Source organism: Acidovorax sp. A1169, from assembly GCF_030704685.1.
Classification (GTDB): Bacteria; Pseudomonadota; Gammaproteobacteria; order Burkholderiales; family Burkholderiaceae_C; genus Acidovorax.
On sequence record NZ_JAUZDX010000016.1, the window covers coordinates 1 to 19,316 of the forward strand.

The 19,316-nt window shown below is 67.4% G+C and carries 18 protein-coding genes; 8 read left to right on the top strand and 10 right to left on the bottom strand.

Features of this window, described 5'->3' with window-relative positions; genetic code table 11:
- Nucleotides 1-39: 39 nt before the first annotated feature.
- Complete coding sequence (gdhA, locus tag QYL93_RS22435) at nt 40-1,383, bottom strand: NADP-specific glutamate dehydrogenase (RefSeq protein ID WP_305745738.1); 1,344 nt, start codon at nt 1,381-1,383, stop codon at nt 40-42.
- 253 nt (nt 1,384-1,636) lie between these two features.
- Here gdhA and QYL93_RS22440 point away from each other — a divergent pair, with 253 nt between their 5' ends.
- Nucleotides 1,637-2,806, top strand: a complete 1,170-nt coding sequence (locus QYL93_RS22440) for a glycerophosphodiester phosphodiesterase (protein WP_305745739.1) — start codon at nt 1,637-1,639, stop codon at nt 2,804-2,806.
- 74 nt (nt 2,807-2,880) lie between these two features.
- Here the strand turns inward: QYL93_RS22440 and QYL93_RS22445 are convergent, their stop codons facing one another.
- The gene (locus QYL93_RS22445) at nt 2,881-3,561 is read right to left on the bottom strand and encodes a hypothetical protein (RefSeq protein ID WP_305745740.1); all 681 of its coding nucleotides are present in this window, start codon (nt 3,559-3,561) and stop codon (nt 2,881-2,883) included.
- Nucleotides 3,562-3,654: 93 nt separating this feature from the next.
- A complete protein-coding gene (gene mutL / locus QYL93_RS22450; protein ID WP_305745741.1) occupies nt 3,655-5,658 on the bottom strand; it encodes a DNA mismatch repair endonuclease MutL in 2,004 nt (667 codons plus the stop codon).
- Between the two features lie 96 nt (nt 5,659-5,754).
- Here mutL and QYL93_RS22455 point away from each other — a divergent pair, with 96 nt between their 5' ends.
- Nucleotides 5,755-6,405, top strand: coding sequence for a DedA family protein (locus QYL93_RS22455; protein WP_305745742.1), 651 nt, complete (start codon nt 5,755-5,757; stop codon nt 6,403-6,405).
- 88 nt (nt 6,406-6,493) lie between these two features.
- Here QYL93_RS22455 and QYL93_RS22460 read toward each other — a convergent pair whose 3' ends face one another.
- Nucleotides 6,494-6,739, bottom strand: coding sequence for a glycine zipper 2TM domain-containing protein (locus tag QYL93_RS22460; protein ID WP_305745743.1), 246 nt, complete (start codon nt 6,737-6,739; stop codon nt 6,494-6,496).
- A 294-nt stretch (nt 6,740-7,033) separates the two neighbouring features.
- On the opposite strand from QYL93_RS22460, the gene QYL93_RS22465 reads away from it, so the two are divergent.
- Nucleotides 7,034-8,617: a methyl-accepting chemotaxis protein gene (locus tag QYL93_RS22465; RefSeq protein ID WP_305745744.1), complete on the top strand. Its 1,584-nt coding sequence runs from the start codon at nt 7,034-7,036 to the stop codon at nt 8,615-8,617.
- 9 nt (nt 8,618-8,626) lie between these two features.
- On the opposite strand, the gene QYL93_RS22470 is transcribed toward QYL93_RS22465, so the two are convergent.
- The 3 genes from QYL93_RS22470 to tsaE all read right to left on the bottom strand — a co-directional run bounded on the left by QYL93_RS22470 (nt 8,627) and on the right by tsaE (nt 11,054).
- A complete protein-coding gene (locus QYL93_RS22470; RefSeq protein WP_305745745.1) occupies nt 8,627-8,959 on the bottom strand; it encodes a cupin domain-containing protein in 333 nt (110 codons plus the stop codon).
- A gap of 96 nt (nt 8,960-9,055) precedes the next feature.
- Nucleotides 9,056-10,495 (bottom strand): N-acetylmuramoyl-L-alanine amidase, encoded by a 1,440-nt coding sequence (locus tag QYL93_RS22475; protein ID WP_305745746.1) that lies wholly within the window; start codon nt 10,493-10,495, stop codon nt 9,056-9,058.
- A 4-nt stretch (nt 10,496-10,499) separates the two neighbouring features.
- Complete coding sequence (tsaE, locus tag QYL93_RS22480; protein WP_305745747.1) at nt 10,500-11,054, bottom strand: tRNA (adenosine(37)-N6)-threonylcarbamoyltransferase complex ATPase subunit type 1 TsaE; 555 nt, start codon at nt 11,052-11,054, stop codon at nt 10,500-10,502.
- Nucleotides 11,055-11,066: 12 nt separating this feature from the next.
- Here tsaE and queG point away from each other — a divergent pair, with 12 nt between their 5' ends.
- Nucleotides 11,067-12,113: a tRNA epoxyqueuosine(34) reductase QueG gene (queG, locus tag QYL93_RS22485; protein ID WP_305745748.1), complete on the top strand. Its 1,047-nt coding sequence runs from the start codon at nt 11,067-11,069 to the stop codon at nt 12,111-12,113.
- Between the two features lie 158 nt (nt 12,114-12,271).
- Nucleotides 12,272-13,198, top strand: coding sequence for a glyoxylate/hydroxypyruvate reductase A (locus QYL93_RS22490; RefSeq protein ID WP_305745749.1), 927 nt, complete (start codon nt 12,272-12,274; stop codon nt 13,196-13,198).
- Nucleotides 13,199-13,275: 77 nt separating this feature from the next.
- On the opposite strand, the gene QYL93_RS22495 is transcribed toward QYL93_RS22490, so the two are convergent.
- Entirely contained in the window at nt 13,276-13,902 is a 627-nt protein-coding gene (locus QYL93_RS22495) for a GDSL-type esterase/lipase family protein (RefSeq protein WP_305745750.1), read from the bottom strand.
- Between the two features lie 29 nt (nt 13,903-13,931).
- Entirely contained in the window at nt 13,932-14,837 is a 906-nt protein-coding gene (locus QYL93_RS22500; RefSeq protein WP_305745751.1) for an AEC family transporter, read from the bottom strand.
- 129 nt (nt 14,838-14,966) lie between these two features.
- Between QYL93_RS22500 and QYL93_RS22505 the strand changes: the two genes are divergently transcribed.
- The 3 genes from QYL93_RS22505 to QYL93_RS22515 all read left to right on the top strand — a co-directional run bounded on the left by QYL93_RS22505 (nt 14,967) and on the right by QYL93_RS22515 (nt 17,953).
- Nucleotides 14,967-15,929, top strand: a complete 963-nt coding sequence (locus QYL93_RS22505) for a tripartite tricarboxylate transporter substrate binding protein BugE (protein WP_305745752.1) — start codon at nt 14,967-14,969, stop codon at nt 15,927-15,929.
- Nucleotides 15,930-15,998: 69 nt separating this feature from the next.
- Nucleotides 15,999-16,898, top strand: a complete 900-nt coding sequence (gene xerD / locus QYL93_RS22510; protein ID WP_305745753.1) for a site-specific tyrosine recombinase XerD — start codon at nt 15,999-16,001, stop codon at nt 16,896-16,898.
- A gap of 47 nt (nt 16,899-16,945) precedes the next feature.
- Nucleotides 16,946-17,953, top strand: coding sequence for a tripartite tricarboxylate transporter substrate binding protein (locus tag QYL93_RS22515; protein ID WP_305745754.1), 1,008 nt, complete (start codon nt 16,946-16,948; stop codon nt 17,951-17,953).
- Nucleotides 17,954-18,019: 66 nt separating this feature from the next.
- On the opposite strand, the gene QYL93_RS22520 is transcribed toward QYL93_RS22515, so the two are convergent.
- Complete coding sequence (locus QYL93_RS22520; RefSeq protein ID WP_305745755.1) at nt 18,020-19,300, bottom strand: EAL and HDOD domain-containing protein; 1,281 nt, start codon at nt 19,298-19,300, stop codon at nt 18,020-18,022.
- Between the last annotated feature and the right edge of the window lie 16 nt (nt 19,301-19,316).

Below are 19,316 nucleotides of genomic sequence, written 5' to 3' on the forward strand. Positions count from 1 at the left end.
ATTTCCCGCTTTTGGCGGAATTTTGGATGCCGTTGATGGTTACACCACGCCCTGCGCCAGCATCGCGTCGGCCACCTTCACGAAGCCTGCCACATTGGCCCCGTCCACATAGCTCACGCTGCCGTCGGCGCGCTTGCCGTAGCGCAGGCAGGCGGCATGGATGCCCTGCATGATCTGCAGCAGGCGCGCGTCCACTTCCTCGCGCGGCCAGGACAGGCGGGCCGCGTTCTGGCTCATCTCCAGCCCGGAAGTTGCCACGCCACCCGCGTTGCTGGCCTTGCCGGGTGCGTACAGCACGCCCGCCGCTTCGAAGGCCTTGGCGGCCTCGATGGTCGAGGGCATGTTGGCGCCTTCGGCCACGCAGATGACGCCGTTCTTGATCAGCACGGCCGCGTCGCTGGCGTCCAGCTCGTTCTGCGTGGCGCAGGGCAGGGCCACGTCCACCGGCACGTGCCAGGGGCGCATGCCAGCCTCGAACTTCGCGCCGGTGCGGGCCGCGTAGTCGGCCACGCGCCCATAGTGGTGGTTCTTCACGTCCATCAGAATGGCGAGCTTCTCCGTGGTGAAGCCTTCCTCGTCGACGATGGTGCCGCTGGAGTCGGACACCGTGACCACCTTGGCGCCCAGCTCCAGCGCCTTTTCCACCGCGTACTGCGCCACGTTGCCCGAGCCGGAGACCGACACGCGCAGGCCGTCAAAGCTGCGGCCCTTTTGCTTGAGCATCTCGGCCGCGAAGTACACCGTGCCGTAACCCGTGGCTTCGGGGCGCACCAGCGAGCCGCCAAACGACAGGCCCTTGCCCGTGAACACGCAGTCGGCCCGGTTGCTGAGCTTCTTCATCATGCCGGCCATGAAGCCCACCTCGCGCCCGCCCACGCCGATGTCGCCAGCCGGCACGTCGGTGTCCGCGCCCACGTGGCGGAACAGTTCCGAAACGAAGGCCTGGCAAAAGCGCATCACCTCCCCGGGGCTCTTGCCCTTGGGATCGAAGTCCGATCCGCCCTTGCCGCCGCCCATGGGCAGGGTGGTCAGGGCGTTCTTGAAGGTCTGCTCGAACGCCAGGAACTTGAGCACCGACAGGTTCACCGAGGGGTGAAAGCGCAAACCCCCCTTGTACGGGCCTATCGCCATGCTGTGCTGGATGCGGTAACCGCGGTTCACCTGCACCGTGCCATGGTCGTCCACCCAGGAGACGCGGAACATCACTACGCGCTCGGGCTCCACCAAGCGCTCCAGCAGGCCGTGCTCGGCATAGCGCGGATGCTGCGCGATGAAGGGCCACAGGCTCTCCATGACTTCTGTGACAGCTTGCAAAAACTCGGGTTGATGGGGGTTGCGCTGCGCCACTTGCGCAAGGAAACTGCCAGCGGACTCGTACTTCATATCAGAGAAAGGCTTTCTTCAGGGAGGAGGAAAAGGCCCGGCGGAAATGGCCAGACCTGCGGGTTATGTTAAAAAGTCATGAACTCATGCGTGCAAATGCACAATTGTGGGGATTATGACGGCTGTATTGCTTCAATGTGGTGCGCAATCCCTGGCTTTGATGGCTGAAATGCCCTGTAATGGGGCGTCACGGTCTTGTCACAAGCCGGCCCCACAGTTCGGCGATTCCAATCCACAAAACGAGGAGAAGACGATGCAAATTACTGGTGCGAAAGCCGGTTCATTGGCCCTTTTGGCCGCCGTGGCACTCACGGCCTGCGGTGGCGACAACGATTCCAAGTACCCCACGCTCAATGGCGCCACCCCCCTGGTCGTGGGCCACCGCGGCGCCAGCGGCTACCTGCCCGAGCACACGCTGGAGAGCTACCGCCGCGCCATCGAACTGGGCGCAGACTTCGTCGAGCCCGATCTCGTGGCCACCAAGGATGGTGTGCTCATCGCGCGCCATGAGCCCAACATCACGGCCACCACCGACGTTTCGCAGCGCGCAGAGTTCGCCAGCCGCAAGACCCAGAAGACCGTGGACGGCCTGAAGGAGGAAGGCTGGTTTGCCAGCGACTTCACCCTGGCCGAGATCAAGACGCTGCGCGCCGTGCAGCCCATGGCCGACCGCGACCAGTCCAACAACGGCAAATTCCAGATTCCGACGTTCGAAGAAGTGGTGGAACTGGCAAAGACCGAAGGTGCCAAGGCTGGCCGCACGGTGGGCATTTACCCCGAAACCAAGCACCCCACCTACCATGTGGGCCTGAACCTGGCGCTCGAAGACCGCCTGCTGTCCATCCTGGCCAAGAACGGCTACACGGCCAAGAACTCGCCGGTGATCATCCAGTCGTTCGAGGTGTCCAACCTCAAGTACCTGCGCAGCAAGACCCAGGTGCGCCTGGTGCAACTGGTCGACGCGGACGACGTGAAGGCCGACGGCAGCATGTCGCTGGTGGCCCCTTACGACAAGCCGTACGACTTCGCCGTGGCCGGCGATGCCCGCACCTTCGCCAGCCTGCTGACCCCGGCCGGCCTGAAGGAAGTGAAGACCTACGCCGACGGCATCGGCCCCTGGAAACCGTACCTGATTCCTTCGAAGCAGGTGGATGCCAACAACGACGGCAAGGCCGACGACCTGAACGGCGACGGCATCATCGACAACCGCGACCGCGTGATGATGCCCCCGACAGATGTGGTGAAGAACGCCCACGCCGAGGGCCTGTTCGTGCACCCCTACACCTTCCGCAGCGAGCCCAAGCAGCTCGCCTCGGACTTCAAGGGCGACCCCAAGGCCGAGTACAAGCTGTTCTTCAACCTGGGTGTGGACGGCCTGTTCAGCGACTTCCCCGACCAGGCGAAAGCAGCTCGCGACAACTGAGCTGTGTTGCGTTGGCTCTGAGCCAGGAAAGCCCGCCACGTGCGGGCTTTTTTCTTGGTGCGGGGGCGCCTCTGTCAGAAACCGCGCCGCAAACCCACGCTTAGCAGCGTGCGCCCCTGCTGTCGGCCCATGCTGCCGTCGATTTGCCACTGCGGCGTCCATTCCCAGCGGGCGCCTGCCTGGAAGGTGGGGGCGCTGCCGCGCTGGCCGAAGGCTTCGGCATGCACGGTGACGGGGCCGAGTGGGTGCTCCACGGCGAAGCCCCAGGCGGGAGTCCAGTGACGCTGTGGCATGCGCAGTGCGCCCAGGTTGGCGTGCAGGGCCCCCCAGGTGGTGGCGCAGGTTCCGATCAGGTTCAGTGCCAGGGTGCTGCCGGCGGCGTGGCGTGCGTGCAGTAGCCCGACACTGCTGGCGGCGTTGCAACCCAGCTCCTGCGACGGGCTCCACAGCCATTTGGCCTGCAGGCCCTGCAGGGTGGTGTGGCCCACGTAGTCGCGTGCCAGCAGACTACCCAGTTCCACCCCCGCCAGGGGCGAATAGGCCGGGGCGAGGTAGGCGCTGCCCCTGGTGCCACGGGAGCCTTCCCACCATGCTTCCAGCTGGCCTGCTCCCTGTTCTGCGACGCCCGCATCATCCACGCTCAGCGGTCGCCCGGCCTCTGCGGGCAGCACCATGGCCAGGGCGGCGGCGGTGCCCCACCAGCGGGCTCGGCGGGGGAGTCGGTGAATGCCTGGGGGTGGTTGGTGGCTGCGCATGGTGGTCGTGGGGTTGGCTGCGGAGCGCGCCGGTCGGGCCTGCTCCGTTGGCTATGCAGGCGCAAGGCCTGCGTTCGGGGACACGTTACGAGGCTACCGCCCGCGCAGGAACAACCCGTCCAGCTCGCGCATGGACAGCTGGCGCCAAGTGGGGCGGCCATGGTTGCACTGGTCGGATCGGTCAGTGGTTTCCATCTGGCGCAGCAGGGCGTTCATCTCGTCGATGGTGAGCCGTCGGTTGGCGCGTACGGCACCATGGCAGGCCATGGTGCCCAGAATCTCGTTGCGCGCGCGTTGAACCACGGTGGTGGCGTCGTGCGCGGCCAGCTCGGCCAGCACGCTGCGCGCCAGCTCCACCGCATCGCCCTGGGCCAAAGTGGTGGGCACGGCGCGCACGGCCAGGGTCTTGGGCGAGAAGGGCACTACCTCCAGGCCCAGCATCGCCAGCACGTCCACCGAGGCCTCTGCCGTGGCCACCTCTTCGGGCGTGGCGGCGAAGGTGGCGGGGATCAAGAGGGGCTGGCTGGCAATGCGCGCGCCGCTGTCCACCTGGGATTTCAGGCGCTCGTAGACGATGCGCTCGTGGGCGGCGTGCATGTCCACAATGACCATGCCCTGCGCGTTCTCGGCCAGGATGTAGACGCCATGCAACTGCGCCACGGCCCGGCCCAGGGGCCAGGCGGATTCCTGGCCATCGCGGCCCACGGGCAGGGGGGCGTCGCCTGCGGTGCGCTGGGGCAGCGGGGCGGAAGGCGTTGTCGCCGCCAGGTTGGCGGGGCTGAACACAGCGCGCTCGGCGACTGCGGCATCGGCCTGCGCCGCAGGGCTGTCGACACCGGCGAACGGTGCCGGTGTGGCGTTTGGCGGCGTGCCCCACAGCGCCTGCAGGTCCGTCACGCGGTGGCCCCCGGGTTCCTCGAAACGCATGGCCGACTGGGCGCGCCAGTCAGGCAGCTGCGTCCTGGCCAGGGTGAAGGGGGCTTGTTCGGTGGCCGCAGGGGCCGTTTCTGCGGCCAGGGCGGCTGCAGCCAATGCGGCAGCGCGGGGCGCGGCCAGGGCATTCTCCACGGCGTGGCGAACGGCCTGGTGCACCTCGCGGCTGTCCCGAAAGCGCACCTCGATCTTGGTGGGGTGCACGTTCACGTCCACGCGGGCCGGGTCGATCTCCACGTACAGCGCGTACACCGGCTGCTTGTGGCCGTGCAGCACGTCTTCATACGCACTGCGCGCCGCGTGCGTGAGCACCTTGTCGCGCACGAAGCGGCCGTTTACATAGCAGTACTGGTGGTCGGCGCGAGAGCGTGCCGCATCGGGCAGGCCGGCGCGGCCGGTCACGGTGACGGCACCCGAGCGGTGATGCACGGCCACCGATTGGGTCACGAAGTCCTCGCCCAGCACGTCGGACAGGCGCCGGGCCAGCGCATCCTGCGCATCGCTGCCCTGGCCGGGCACGAAGGTGGCGCGCCACTGCTCGACCAGCTTGCCCTCGTGCCAGATGGCAAAGCCCACGTCGGGCCGGGCCAGCGCATGGCGGCGCACGGATTCGATGCAGTGCGCGAGCTCCGTGGAGTCGGTCTTGAGAAACTTGCGCCGCGCGGGGGTGGAAAAGAACAGTTCCTTGACTTCCACCGTGGTGCCCGTGGCACGCGCCGCAGGGCGCAGTTCGCCGCTGCGCGCATCGAGCAGAAAGGCCGTGGCCTGGCTGGCCGGTCGCGACAGCAGCGACATCTCGGACACCGAGGCCACGGCGGCCAGGGCCTCGCCGCGAAAGCCCATGGTGGCCACGGTTTCCAGGTCCGTGAGGTTGGTGATCTTGCTCGTTGCATGCCGGCGCAGTGCCACGGGCAGCTCGTCCTGCGGAATGCCGCCGCCGTCGTCTTCCACGGTGATCAGGCGCACGCCGCCGGCAGACAGGCGCACGGTGACCTGGGTGGCGCCAGCGTCCAGCGCGTTGTCCACCAGCTCGCGCACCACTGAGGCGGGGCGCTCGACCACCTCGCCGGCCGCGATCTGGCTGATCAGCTCATCGGGCAGGTCGCGGATGGGACGACGGGCGGAGGGTTCGGCTGCGGGGGAGGGGAGGGCGTTGGAAGTCACCGTGCGGATTTTAGGTCCGGTTGCCGTGGGGACTTGCCGGCAGGGGCTGGATGCCGGTGGGGATAATGCGCGCTGCCCTCAACAGCCTCGGACCCCATGGAACTCATCACCTTCCTGATCGACTTCATCCTGCACGTGGACAAGTACCTCGAGATGTTCGTGCAGAACTACGGACCCTGGGTCTATGCCCTGCTGTTCATCATCGTCTTCGTCGAGACGGGTGTCGTGGTCATGCCCTTCCTGCCCGGCGACTCGCTGCTGTTCATCGTGGGCGCGCTGTGCGGTGCGGGGCTCATGAACTTTCCACTGGCCTGCGCGGTGCTGATCGTGGCCGCCATCCTCGGGGACCAGTGCAACTACTCCATCGGCCGCTATTTCGGGCCCAAGGTCTTCCAGTGGGAGGACTCGCGCTGGTTCAACCGCCGGGCGTTCAACCAGGCCCATGAGTTCTACGAGCGCTACGGCGGCGTCACCATCGTGATCGCGCGCTTCATGCCCTTCATCCGCACCTTTGCGCCCTTCGTGGCCGGCGTGGCCGAGATGTCGCGCAGCAAGTTCACGGCGTTCAATGTGGGTGGCGCGCTGCTGTGGGTGCTGGGCATCGCCACGGCAGGCTACTTTTTCGGCAACTTCGCCTGGGTCAAGGAGAACCTGGACAAGATCATCTGGGCCATGATCTTCATCCCCGGGCTGATCGCGATCTTTGGCGCCTGGCGGGCCGGGCGCAAGGCCAAGGCCATAGCCTGATCCCATGCACCCATGCGCAAAGCGCCGCCCATCGCGAGATGGCGGCGCTTTGTGCATGGTAGGGGGCAGAGCCCCCCCTGAACTGGGTTTAACGGCGATGGTAGTTGCGTTGGTCGCGGTCTTCGCCGATTTCGTGGCCCACCAGGGCCCCGGCAGCGGCACCGCCGATGGTTCCTACTGGGCCACCGAAGATGGCGTTGCCGGCAACACCGCCGACTACGGCACCGACACCGGTGCCGACCTGTGCGTTGGAGGGGTTGGAGGCGCAACCGCCCATTGCCAGCGCGGCAGTGGCGGAAGCGGCGACAAGAAGGGTTCGAAGGGTGGTGGTCATGGCGGATTCCTTTGCGGTGGGTGGAGTCAGGCCTTGAAGTTCAAAAGCCCCTGGGCTTTCGGTGTTCGACCTGTGCCTCTACTGTCACGCGCCAGGCGTTTCTGCGGTGTAGGTACCCGAGGGCAGCGGCTGTAGGACCCTGTCCGGGTATCGTGTCCCCATAAGCGTTGCACGAGGGGCACGCGAAACTCGTTTCGATTGCCAATCGATGCCCGGAGAGGGATCATGCAGCGTTCATTCCAGCAGAACACGTTGCCGCTGCCAACGCGGCCATAACAAGCAAGGAGACACGTCATGGACAACCCCGCACTTCCATTGCCCCGCAGCAACAGCACCTGGGGAGGCCAACTCACGGTGGCCCAGCAGATCAGCCTGGTCGTGGCCCTGGCGGCGGCTGTGCTCGTCGTCGTGCTGGCGCTCAGCCTGGTGCGCGTGCAGCACCTGGGTGCCACGGTGGACCACCTGGCCAGTGAGCAGGTGGAGCGCCTGCAACTGGCGCTGCGCTGGCGCAGCAACATTGCGGTCAATTCCACGCGCGTGTTCTCGGTCGTGCAATCCGATGGCGACGACCTGCAGAATTTCTTCAAGGACCCGATCGCAGCCACCACGGCCGACACCTCGCAGGTGCAAAAGCGCTATACCGAGCTGGAGACCAGCCCCGAGGGCCTGCGCATCCAGGAGGAATTGGCTGCGGTGCGCAAGCCTTACCTGGAAACGCGCGACAAGGCCCTGGCGATCAAGAAGGGGGGCGACATGGCGGCTGCCAAGTCGTTCGCCCTGTCGACCTTTGTCCCGGTGGTCAACCAGTACAACGCGGTGGCCGACAAGATGGTGGCCTACCAGGTCCAGCGCTCGGCCGCCCAGGCCGCCGAGGCTTCGGACCTTATCCGCTCCTACCGCACCACGGTGCTGGTGGCTGGCGTGGCGGGCCTGGCACTGCTGATGCTGCTGTCCTGGGTGGTGGTGCAGCGCATCCGCGCTTCGCTGCAAGGGGTGGCTGTAGTGGCGCGCAACATCGGTGAGGGGGACCTGTCGCAGCACATCGCCGTGCAGGGGCGCGGGGAGGTGGCCGAGATGACGCAGGCCATGCAGCACATGCAGACCTCGCTGGTGCGCATCGTGGGTGCCGTGCGCCAGAGCAGCGACTCCATTGCCACCGGCTCCAGCGAGATCGCCATGGGCAACGCCGACCTGAGCCAGCGCACCGAGGAACAGGCCAGCAACCTGGAAGAGACCGCTGCCTCGATGGAAGAAATCACCAGCACCGTGAAGAACAATGCCGACACGGCGCGCAAGGCGGCCACGCTGGCCGGCACCGCATCGCAGGCGGCGGTCAAGGGCGGCGAGGTGGTGGGCCAGGTGGTGGCCACCATGCAGGACATTTCGGTGGCCTCCAAGAAGATCACCGACATCATCAGCGTCATCGACGGCATCGCCTTCCAGACCAACATACTGGCGCTCAATGCGGCCGTTGAAGCGGCAAGGGCTGGCGAGCAGGGGCGTGGGTTCGCGGTGGTTGCCAGTGAAGTGCGCAGCCTGGCCGGACGCAGCGCCGAGGCTGCCAAGGAGATCAAGGGCCTGATCGGCGCCAGTGCAGAGCGCGTGGACAATGGCACCCGTCTAGTGGCCGATGCCGGCGCCAGCATGCAAGACATCGTGGCCCAGGTGCAGCGTGTGAGCGACCTGATCGCCGAGATCTCCAGCGCCACGGGCGAGCAGACCATCGGCATCGGCCAGGTCGGCGAGGCCGTGACCCAGCTCGATCAGGTGACCCAGCAGAACGCGGCGCTGGTAGAGCAGAGCGCAGCGGCAGCCGACAGCCTCAAGCACCAGGCCGCGCGCCTAGCCGAGATCGTGAGCGTTTTCCGCCTGGCGTGACCTTGATGGTCATCCTGGCAGCAGGCAGATCGTCAGCAGCACCGAGGAGTCCTTGACCGCCTTGAGCGCGTGCGGTGAGCGGGGCGCCAGATGAACGAAGTCGCCGGGCTGCAGCAGTTGCACCGAATCGCCGGCGTGGAACTCCACAGCGCCTTCCAGGCACTGCACGGTGGCCTCGCCCTGGGTCTGGTGCTCGCGCATGGCCTTGCCTGCGGGCAGCACCACGCGCATCACCTCCAGTTGGCCGGCCTTGAGGATGGCCGAGGTGGTGGCGCTGGACAGTTGCGCCCCCAGGGGGCGCACGCTGGCCACTTCTCCGGACTGTGCGTGGGGCAGTGCCATGTCTTCTCCTTCACCGTTGTCGTGGGGGCTGTGGCTCCCACTGTGCCTGCTAAGGCTGCATGAGGCAAGCCATGCACGGGCGAAGAGGGCAATGGACTACACCGAGCGGCTGCGCGCCAGCGGCGGGTTCTTGGCAAAGTAGCGGGTGATGCCGCGCATCAGTGCGTCGGCCAGCTGCACCTGGTAGGCGCTGCTGCGCAGCTTGGCCTCTTCCTCGGGGTTGCTGATGAAGGCGGTCTCCACCAGCACGCTGGGGATGTCGGGCGCCTTGAGCACGGCAAAGCCGGCCTGTTCCACGCGCGGCTTGTGCAACTTGGCCATGTTGCCGATTTCGCCCAGCAGCACGCTTCCGAGTTTCAGGCTGTCGTTGATCTGCGCCGTGGTGCTCATGTCCAGCAGCATGCGCTGCACGTGGCGGTCCTGGCTCTGCACGTTCAGGCCGCCCACCAGGTCAGCCTGGTTCTCCTTGTTCGCCAGCCAGCGCGCGGCCGTGCTCGATGCGCCGCTCTGGCTCAGCGCGAACACGCTGGCACCGCGTGCCGCGGGCGTGGTGAAGGCATCGGCGTGGATGCTCACGAACAGGTCGGCCTGCACGCGGCGGGCCTTTTCCACGCGCGTGCCCAGGGGCACGAAGAAGTCGCCATCGCGCGTGAGAAAAGCGCGCATGGGATTGCCGCCCACTGTGGTGGCGTTGATGCGGTCGCGCAGCAGGTGGGCCACGCGCAGCACCACGTCCTTCTCGCGCGTGCCGCCGGGCCCGATGGCGCCGGGGTCCTCGCCACCGTGCCCGGGGTCCAGTGCAACGATGATGATGCGGTCGGTCTGCGTGGACGTGGCGCGGTTGCCGCCGCCTTTGGCCGGCGGGGCGGCTGCCACCACGGGCGCAGGCGGCTCTGCCGCCACGGGCGGCGGGGCAGGGGCCGGGCCAGGGCGGTTGGCGTGCTGGGCGATCAGGTCGCCCAGCGGGTCGGTTGGCGGGGTCGGTGCGGCGGCAGGGGGGCGCACGGCTGCAGCGGCCACGGGGGGCGCTGCGCGGCCACCCGTGGTATCGCGCAGGCGCTCGGCGATCAGGGCCTCCAGCGGGTCCACAGGCTCGGCAGGGTACAGGTCGAACACCAGGCGGTGCTGGTAGGCGGCCACCGGGGGCAGGGTGAACACCTGGGGCATGGCGGGCTGCTTCAAGTCCACCACCAGGCGCACCACGTTGGGCGCGTTCTGGCCCACGCGGATTCCGGCGATGTTCGGGTCGTCGGGCTTGACCTTGGCCACCAGCTCGCGCAGCTCGGGGCTCAGGTCGATGCCTTCGATATCCACCGCCAGGCGCGGCGGCGTGGTCACGAAGAACTGTTTGGCCACCAGCTTGCCATCGGATTCGATGGTTACGCGCGTGTACTCGGGGGCGGGCCAGACGCGCACTGCCAGGATGGTGGCGCCGCGCGCGATCTGCTGTGTGCCCAGCAAAAGCACCAGGCTGCCCGTCTGCAGCAGGGTGCGGCGAGACGGTTGGCGGGGCGCCGGGCGGGCGGGCAGGTTCATTCGTTCAGAGTCCTTGCAGCAGCCGGTGGCCGGCGGCGGTGTGTGCATGCACGGTGACTTGCCTTTCGGTGTCGTCAATTGCTTCAATGTGTATAGCAAGGTCGGCAGGCGGGGTCAGCGCTGCAGCCTTTTCCGGCCATTCTGCCACCTTGAGGCCCGGGTTGGCAAAAATGTCCCTGAATCCGGCATCCTCCCACTCGCGCGGGTCGTCGAAGCGGTAGAAGTCGAAGTGCCAGACCGTGGTGGCGTGCGGTGCCAGGCCCGGGGCCTCGTGCGGCTCCACCACGGCATAGGTGGGGCTCTTGATGCGACCCTGCACCCCCAAAGCACGCAGCAGGTGGCGCACGAGCGTGGTCTTGCCCGCGCCCAGGTCGCCGTGCAGGGTGAGGAAGGCGTTGGCCAGCAAGGGTTGCTGGGCGGCCAGCGCCTGCGCGAAGGCGGCGGTGTCTTCCTCGCCTTGCCAGTGCCAGATGCGAGGGCTTTGCGTGCGAGGGCTTTCCTGCGCGGCCGGGAGCGCGGGGCTTTCTACAATCGGGCCGGTATGTGGTGCAACAGTCAACTCGTTCCTCAAATGCAGGAGTGGGCCCGCGAGCTGGGATTTTCCCAAATCGGCGTGGCGGGGGTGGATTTGTCTGCCGCCGAAGCAGGGTTGGTGCAGTGGCTGGCCCAAGGGTTCCATGGCGAGATGCATTACATGGCCTCCCACGGCACCCGCCGCGCCCGCCCGGCGGAGCTGGTGCCCGGCACCGTGAGCGTGATCACGGCACGCATGGATTATCTGCCGCGCGGCAAGTCCATGGACGACTGGCAGGCGACGGAGCTGTCGCGCCTGGCGCGCCCTGGCGAGGCCATCGTCTCGGTCTATGCCCGGGGGCGCGACTACCACAAGGTGCTGCGCGCGCGCCTTCAAAAGCTCAGCGACCGCATCGCCGAGGCCGTGGGCCCGTTCGGCCACCGGGTGTTCACCGACTCGGCCCCGGTGCTCGAGGCCGAGCTCGCTGCGCGCAGCGGCCAGGGCTGGCGCGGCAAGCACACGCTGGTGCTCAACCGCGAAGCGGGCTCGATGTTCTTCCTGGGTGAGATCTACGTGGACATGCACCTGCCCGAGAGCGCGCCCGTCACCGCGCACTGCGGCAGCTGCAGCGCCTGCATCGCCATCTGCCCCACGCAGGCCATCGTCGCGCCGCACCGCATCGACGCGCGCCGCTGCATCTCCTACCTGACCATCGAGCACAGCGGCCCCATCCCCGTGGAGTTCCGCGCGGCCATGGGCAACCGCATCTACGGCTGCGACGACTGCCAGCTGGCCTGCCCCTGGAACAAGTTCGCGCAGGTGAGCCGCCTGCCCGATTTCGACGAGCGCAGCGGCCTGTCGGGCCAGCAGCTGGTGCACCTGTTCGCCTGGGACGAGGCCACCTTCCTGCGCATGACCGAGGGCGGGCCCATCCGCCGCATCGGCCATGAGCGCTGGCTGCGCAACGTGGCCGTGTCGCTGGGCAACGCGCTGCGCGCCGATCCCGGCGACGAGGGCCTGCGCTGCGCGCTGCAGTCGCGGGCCGGGCATGAGAGCGCGCTGGTGCGCGAGCATGTGGCGTGGGGGCTCGCGCAGGGGGGGTGAGCGGGCGCTCTGCGGTTGCCACCTGCACGCGGCATACTGCCGACGGGCGTCTGCGGGCACAAAACCTGCATCGCCCCATGGGTCACCGGTGCCCCGCCGAACCCTACCACCCCGCTGGCGCACTACTCGCTGGCACAGCACCCCATTGCCTTTTCTCCATGACCTCCGTCGCCCTTCTGAGCCGTACCGCCAATCTGGATTTCCTTCGCCCCCTGCTGCAGGCTGCCGACCCCACGCTCGACGTCTGCACCTGGCCCGACCCGCGCGCCCTGCAGGCCGAAGTCGCCGTCTGCTGGCAGACCCCGCCTGGCCTCTACGCGCAAATGCCCAACCTGAAGCTCGTGCACAGCATTGCCGCCGGCGTGGACAACGTCGTGGCCGGGCAGGACCTGCGCGGCCTGCCGGTGTGCCGCGTGGTCGACCCCATGCTGGCCGAAGGCATGCTGCAGTTCGTGCTCTGGGGCGTGCTGTACTTCCACCGCAAGCTCGATGCGGCGCTGGCCAGCCAGCGCATCCGCGAATGGAAGCGCCCGCTGCAGACGCCGGCATCCACCTGCCGCATCGGCCTCATGGGCCTGGGTGAGCTCGGTGGCCTGATCGCCGCGCGCCTGCCCGCCCTGGGCTACACCGTGAGTGGCTGGGCCCGCACACCGCGCGAGGTGCCGGGCATCACCGTGTTCAGCGGCGAGGAGCAGTACGACGCTTTCCTCGCGCAGACCGATGTGCTGGTGTGCCTGCTGCCGCTGACCGAGCAGACGCGCGGCATCCTGGGCCGCCGCACCTTTGACGCGCTGCCCCGCGGCGCAGCACTCATCCACTGCGGCCGGGGCGAGCACCTGGTGGAAGGAGAGTTGCTGGCGGCGCTGGAGAGCGGACAACTGCGCGGTGCGGTGGTGGATGTCTTCGAGCAAGAGCCCCTGCCGCAGGACCACCCTCTGTGGTCGGCGCCCGGCGTGGTGGTCACGCCCCACATGGCCACCATGGCCACCTACGACGTGGTCGTGGGCCAGGTGGCGCGCAATATTGCGCAACTGCGTGCGGGCGCTGCGCTGTTCAACCAGGTAGACACCGCACGCGGGTACTGACCGGCTGGCCCGGGCTCTTGCGGGCGTGCAAGTCCGCCCTGGATGCAGGATCTGCTGGAGCGCAGGCACGCTCATGGCTACCTTGCGAGCAGGCCGGTTTCCTTCAACGTGTCCACCAGCCCCTGGGTGAACAGTTCGTACCCGGCCGCGTTGGCGTGGATCTGGTCCGAGCGCAGTTTGGCGTCGGCCAGCACGCCCGACCATCCCTTGCGGTGCAGGGGGACTTTGAGTTCACTGGCGATCTCCTGGTACATCGCATGGTCGCTCAACTGGCCCAGGGTGGCCATGACCGTGAATTCGGGCACGGCCACCAGCAATACCTGCGCACCGGCGGCGCGGGCCTGCTCGCAGATCTTGCGCACATTGGCGTGCGTGGCGCTTGCGCTCTGGCGGCGCAGGAAGTCGTTGCCGCCGATGCTGACGATCACCAGCGCGGGCTGGTGCTTTTGCAGCAGGTCCGGCAGCCTCTGCAGGGCCTGGGTCGAGGTGTCGCCCGAAATGCCGCCGTTGATGACCTTCCACCCCGTCAGGCGCTGCAGCACGGCGGGGTAGGCAGTGTCGGCAGAAGCGCCCACGCCAGAGGTCAGCGAATCGCCCAGCGCGAGCACGGTGGCCCCGGACGGGACGGTCTGCCCACGGCTTGGTTTGCGTCCACAAGCGGCCAGCGGTGCGATGCTGGCCGCCAGCAGGCCGGCGGCCAGCATGCGTCTGCGAACCAGGGCGTGGATGGCATTCACCGCAGGACACCCAGCGCAAACGGCAGGCTCACCACGCCCAGCAGCGTGGACAGCGTCACCAGCCCGGCCACGTAAGGGCCGTTGTAGCCCATGCGCGCGGCCAGCACGTAGCAGGTGCTGGCCGTGGGCAGGGCCGAGAAGGCCAGCAGCACCGTGGTCTGCACCGGGTTGAGCGAAAACAGGTGTGCCAGGCCGAAGGCGATCACGGGCAGCACCAGATGGCGGATGGCCAGCACCGAGATGCTCAGTGCCTTGCCGCGCGTGAGCAGCCCGAACTGCATGCCCGCGCCCGCCGCCATCAGGCCCAGGGCCAGCGAGGCGGCACTGATGCGCGTGACGGTGGGCTCGATCCAGGCGGGGATCTGGAAACCCAGCAGGTTGGCCACCAGGCCCGAGAGCGTGGCCACGATCAGCGGGTTGCGCGCCAGCTCGCGCACGAAGCCGTGCTCGCCCTGGCGTGCCATGGGCCACACGGCGGCCACGTTGAACAGCGGCACGCACACGCCGATCAGCACGGCGATCATCAACAGGCCCTGCGCGCCCGCCAGCCGCTCGGCAATCGCCAGGCCGATGAAGGAGTTGAAGCGGAACGCGATCTGCGCGCTGGCCGCATGGTCGCGCAGGTCCAGGCGCTTGCCCAGCCAGGGCCAGTGCGGCATGCTGTAGGCCAGCGCAATGCCGGCAATGCCGGTGAGCATGCCGGCGGCGATCAGGCCGGAGGCTGCGCCGACGTCCACCGGGCTCTTGACGATGGACTGGAACAGCAGCACCGGGAACAGCAGGTAGTACACCAGGCTCTCGACCGGCTGCCACACGGCGCGGTTCAGTGCGGTGAAGCGGCACACCAGATAACCGCACAGGATGAGGGAGAAATCGGGGAGCAGGAGCTGGGCGTAATTCACACTCCGAGAATACCCGAGACGCCGCACCGTCCACGGGTAAGCACCTATGTGGAATCCATAGGGCGCGATGGTTGCCATTGCGCATACCATCATCGCTGTCTGTTACCCCCTCTCATGAAGGAGAAATCAATGCATCGTCGTCAATGGCTCGCGCTGACGCTGGTGGCTGCCGCAGGATCTGCCGCCGCCCAGGGATACCCCAACAAGGTCATCAAGCTGCAGGTGCCCTTTGCCCCCGGTGGCACCACCGACATCATTGCGCGCGTGATCGCCGACCCGCTGGGCAAGGCCCTGGGCCAGAGCGTGATCGTGGAGAACAAGGCCGGTGGCGGCGGCATCGTGGGTGCCAGTGAAACCGCGCGCTCGGCGCCCGATGGCTATACCCTGGGTGTGGCCACGGTGTCCACCACGGCAGCCAACCCGGCCATCAACCCCAAGACGCCGTACAACCCGCTGACCGACTTCACGCCCATCATCAACATCGCGGCCACGCCCAACATCATTGCGGTGCACCCGAGCTTTCCCGCCAAGGACTACAAGGCCTTCGTGGCCGAACTCAAGAAGTCGCCCGGCAAATACTCGTACTCGTCGTCGGGCACGGGCGGCATCGGCCACCTGCAGATGGAGCTGTACAAAAGCCTTTCGGGCACCTTCGTGACGCACATTCCCTACCGCGGCGCAGGCCCGGCGCTGAACGACACGGTGGCCGGCCAGGTGCCGATGATCTTCGACAACCTGCCCTCGGCACTGCCCTTCATCAAGGAAAACCGCCTGGTGCCCATCGTGGTGGCTGCGCCCCAGCGTGTGGCTGCCCTGCCGAACGTGCCCACGTTCAAGGAGATGGGCCTGGAGCCTGTGAACCGCATGGCCTACTACGGCATCCTGGGGCCCAAGGGGTTGCCCAAGGACGTGGTGGACAAGGTCAACGCCGCCGTGCGCAAGGCCCTGGAAGACCCGGCCGTGAAAAAGCGCATTGAAGAGACCGGCTCCATCGTGATCGGTAACACACCCGAGCAGTTCGCCGAGCAGATCAAGGCCGAGTTCGGTGTCTACAAGGACGTCGTGGCCAAGCAGAAGCTGGCGCTCGAATAAGCGCCCTTCGCGCTTGCCAAAAAGCCGCCCGGTGCACCGGGCGGCTTTTTTACGTGCTATCGTTTTTACATGCTCACCGCCAGCCTGAACGCGATCGATACCTTTGTGGACGCCCTGTGGCTGGAGGACGGCCTCTCGCGCAACACCCTGGCCGCCTACCGGCGCGACCTCACGCTGTATGCGCAGTGGCTGGCCGAGCACCACGCCGAACTGGCCCTGGATGGCACGGCCGAGCAGCACCTGCAGGGCTACTTCGCGGCACGGCATGAAGAGACCCGCGCCACCTCGGCCAACCGGCGTCTGACAGTGCTCAGGCGCTACTTCCACTGGGCACTGCGCGAGCGGCGCATCAGCGCCGACCCCACCGTGCGCCTGCAGGCGGCGCGCCAGCCCCTGCGCGTGCCCAAGACCCTGTCGCAGGCGCAGGTGGAGGCCTTGCTCACCGCGCCCGATCTGGGCAACCCGCTGGGCTTGCGCGACCGCACCATGCTGGAGCTGATGTATGCCAGCGGCCTGCGCGTGACCGAGCTGGTCACGCTCAAGACCTTCCAGCTCGGGCTCAATGAAGGCGTGCTGCGCGTCATGGGCAAGGGCAGCAAGGAGCGCCTGGTGCCTTTTGGCGAAGAGGCGCGCCAGTGGCTCGATCGCTACCTGGCCGAGGCGCGCGGCGCCATCCTCGCGGGCCAGCAGACGGACGACCTGTTCGTGACCCATCGCGGTGCCGGCATGACGCGCGTGATGTTCTGGATCATCGTGAAGAAATGGGCAGCCGTGGCCGGCATCACCACGCCGCTGTCGCCGCACACGCTGCGCCATGCCTTTGCCACCCATCTGCTGAACCATGGTGCCGACCTGCGCGTGGTGCAGTTGCTGCTGGGGCATGCCGATATTTCCACCACCACCATCTACACCCATGTGGCGCGCGAGCGGCTCAAGGCGCTGCATGCGCAGCACCATCCGCGTGGGTGATCGGGCCACAATCCCTCGAGATATTGAATCCAAAAAAAGGACTGAACATGGAATCCGACAACCATACCGTGAACTCCAGCCGGCGCGCTGCGCTGGGAGGGTTGGCCGGCAGTGCCGCGCTGCTGCTGGCGCCTGCCTTGGCGCATGCCCAGGCGCCGACCTGGCCCACGCGGCCGGTGCGCATCGTGGTGGCCTACCCGGCCGGGGGCGTGAGCGATGTGGTGGCGCGGCTGCTGGCCGACAAGCTCGCGGGCCCGCTGGGCCAGCCGGTGGTGATCGAGAACAAGGCCGGAGCCAGCGGCAGCATTGGCCTGGATGCCGTGGCCAAGGCGACGGACGGGCACACACTGGGCTTTGCGGCCATCAGCCCGTTGGCGCTGAACCCGCACCTGGGGACTTCGCCCTTTGATCCGGCCAAGGACATCGTGCCCGTGGCCACCGTGATGTACTCGCCCGTGCTGCTGTTGGGCACGCCGGCCAGCAGCGCGCGCGATTTTCGCGACCTGCTTGCGCAGGCCAAGGCCAAACCGGGCGCCATCCGCTGGGCCACCTCGGGCCAGGCGTCGCTGGGCCACATCATGCTGGAGCAGGTCATGCACACCAGCGGCGTGCAGATGACGCACATCCCCTACAAGGGCGGCGGCCAGCAGATGAACGACGCGCTCAGCGGTCAGTTCGAGATCCTGTCCACCAACGCCGGGCCGGCCGTGCTGCAGCACATCAAGGCCGGCAAGCTCAAGGCCCTGGCCGTGGGTGCCCCCGACCGGCTCGACACCCTGCCCGACGTGCCCACCCTGGCCGAGCTGGGCCAGGGCGCGGCCAACCTGTCCTCGCTGTTCGGGGTGTTCGCACCGGCAGGCATGCCCGCCGCCGTGGTGGCCCGGCTCAATGCCGAGATCAACAAGGTGCTGGCCCTGCCCGATGTGCGCAGCAAGCTCGACGCCTCCGACAACGTTCCCCTGGGCGGCACGGCGGCCGACTTCGGCAAGCGCATTGCCGCAGAGTCCGAGGCCAACCTGCGCATCATCCGCGCGGCGGGTATCAAGGGGCAGTAAGCGCCCGAAGAATGCAAAAGGGGAGCCACTGGCTCCCCTTTGTCGCATGGTGCGGTCGGTGCGCGGTCAGTCTGCGTTCAGGCTTTCGGCCCAGGTCAGGGCCTGCAGGTGGGCCCAGTTGACCTGGCGGTTCGACAGGTGCAGGGCTTCGGCCGTGCGGGCAAACACCACTTCGTCGCCGCTTTCGCAGGCCTTGGTCAGCTCCAGGAACGGGGCGAACACACCGGTGTTGTGCAGCAGCGCGTCGGTCACGGCCTGGGGCAGGGCCACGGATTCCAGGGCCTTCTCAATCGGCACGTTGAGCATGGTGTCCAGCAGCGAGAACACGCCCACCACGAAGGCGTTGTCGCACTCTTCGGGCGGCAGCAGTTCGGAGGCCAGCAGCTCCATCAGGCGGCCGCGCACCACGGCGGTCTGGCCCACGGCTGGTGGCGAGCCATCGGCGCGCGAGGTGGTCATGAGCAGCGCCGCCCAGCGGAACAGCTTTTTCAGGCCGAGGATCATCACCGCGTGCCGGAACGAGGTGATCTCGCACGACAGGCCGAAGCCCGAGGAGTTGATGAAGCGCAGCAGGTTGAAGGACAGCGTGGGGTCCTTCTTGAGCAGGTCCTCGATCTCGGAGGTGCTGGCCTGTTTGCGCACCAGGTTGATCAGCTGGATGATGGTGGCCTGTGAAGGCCGGATGGTGGTGGCCTTGACCAGCGAGGGCTTGGCGAACCAGAAACCCTGGAACAGCTTCACGCCCAGGTCGAGCATCATCTTGAACTGCTCGGGCGTCTCCACCTTTTCGGCCACCAGCGTGGCCTTGGCGTAGTTGCCGGCAAACTTGACCAGGGGCCCTGCCAGCTCGGGCTTGAAGGCCTGCATGTCCAGCTTGATGAAGGCCGCCAGCGGCATCCAGCTGGCATAGGCCCGGCGCAGGGCATGCTGGTTGAACGCCAGGCGAAAACCGCGGGCGCGCAGCGACTCGAGCACGGGCACGCGGCCGTCGATCTCTTCCTGGGTGGCACTGTCGGGCAGCGGGGGCACTTCGAGCACCACCTTTTCGGGGTGGATCAGCTCCAGGTGGCCGCCGGCCAGGCTGTCGTGCGTGCAGTTGATGAAGACCACCTTCTTGCCCACCAGGGCTTCGGTGCCCGCGTACGACAGGGCATTGAACAGCAGGGCGGCATCGCTGGCGGCGGTGTGCGAGGCGGTGGCGGTGGAGCGGTCGAACAGCTCGTAACCATACACGGCACGGTGCTGGTCCACGATGGGCTGGCGCGCAATGATGGCCAGATTGCTGTCTTCGACGTTCTCCTGGGTCGTGTCGACTTCGGAGGCGGCTTGTTCAGGGGTGGTCGACATGGGCGCTTGGATAGGG

What these genes read in the sequence shown, in the direction of transcription:
- gdhA (WP_305745738.1), bottom strand. Translation starts at nt 1,383, where the DNA reads ATGAAGTACGAGTCCGCTGGCAGTTTCCTTGCGCAAGTGGCGCAGCGC.
- QYL93_RS22440 (WP_305745739.1), top strand. Translation starts at nt 1,637, where the DNA reads ATGCAAATTACTGGTGCGAAAGCCGGTTCATTGGCCCTTTTGGCCGCC.
- QYL93_RS22445 (WP_305745740.1), bottom strand. Translation starts at nt 3,561, where the DNA reads ATGCGCAGCCACCAACCACCCCCAGGCATTCACCGACTCCCCCGCCGA.
- QYL93_RS22455 (WP_305745742.1), top strand. Translation starts at nt 5,755, where the DNA reads ATGGAACTCATCACCTTCCTGATCGACTTCATCCTGCACGTGGACAAG.
- QYL93_RS22460 (WP_305745743.1), bottom strand. Translation starts at nt 6,739, where the DNA reads ATGACCACCACCCTTCGAACCCTTCTTGTCGCCGCTTCCGCCACTGCC.
- QYL93_RS22465 (WP_305745744.1), top strand. Translation starts at nt 7,034, where the DNA reads ATGGACAACCCCGCACTTCCATTGCCCCGCAGCAACAGCACCTGGGGA.
- QYL93_RS22470 (WP_305745745.1), bottom strand. Translation starts at nt 8,959, where the DNA reads ATGGCACTGCCCCACGCACAGTCCGGAGAAGTGGCCAGCGTGCGCCCC.
- QYL93_RS22475 (WP_305745746.1), bottom strand. Translation starts at nt 10,495, where the DNA reads ATGAACCTGCCCGCCCGCCCGGCGCCCCGCCAACCGTCTCGCCGCACC.
- queG (WP_305745748.1), top strand. Translation starts at nt 11,067, where the DNA reads ATGCAGGAGTGGGCCCGCGAGCTGGGATTTTCCCAAATCGGCGTGGCG.
- QYL93_RS22490 (WP_305745749.1), top strand. Translation starts at nt 12,272, where the DNA reads ATGACCTCCGTCGCCCTTCTGAGCCGTACCGCCAATCTGGATTTCCTT.
- QYL93_RS22495 (WP_305745750.1), bottom strand. Translation starts at nt 13,902, where the DNA reads ATGCTGGCCGCCGGCCTGCTGGCGGCCAGCATCGCACCGCTGGCCGCT.
- QYL93_RS22505 (WP_305745752.1), top strand. Translation starts at nt 14,967, where the DNA reads ATGCATCGTCGTCAATGGCTCGCGCTGACGCTGGTGGCTGCCGCAGGA.
- xerD (WP_305745753.1), top strand. Translation starts at nt 15,999, where the DNA reads ATGCTCACCGCCAGCCTGAACGCGATCGATACCTTTGTGGACGCCCTG.
- QYL93_RS22515 (WP_305745754.1), top strand. Translation starts at nt 16,946, where the DNA reads ATGGAATCCGACAACCATACCGTGAACTCCAGCCGGCGCGCTGCGCTG.
- QYL93_RS22520 (WP_305745755.1), bottom strand. Translation starts at nt 19,300, where the DNA reads ATGTCGACCACCCCTGAACAAGCCGCCTCCGAAGTCGACACGACCCAG.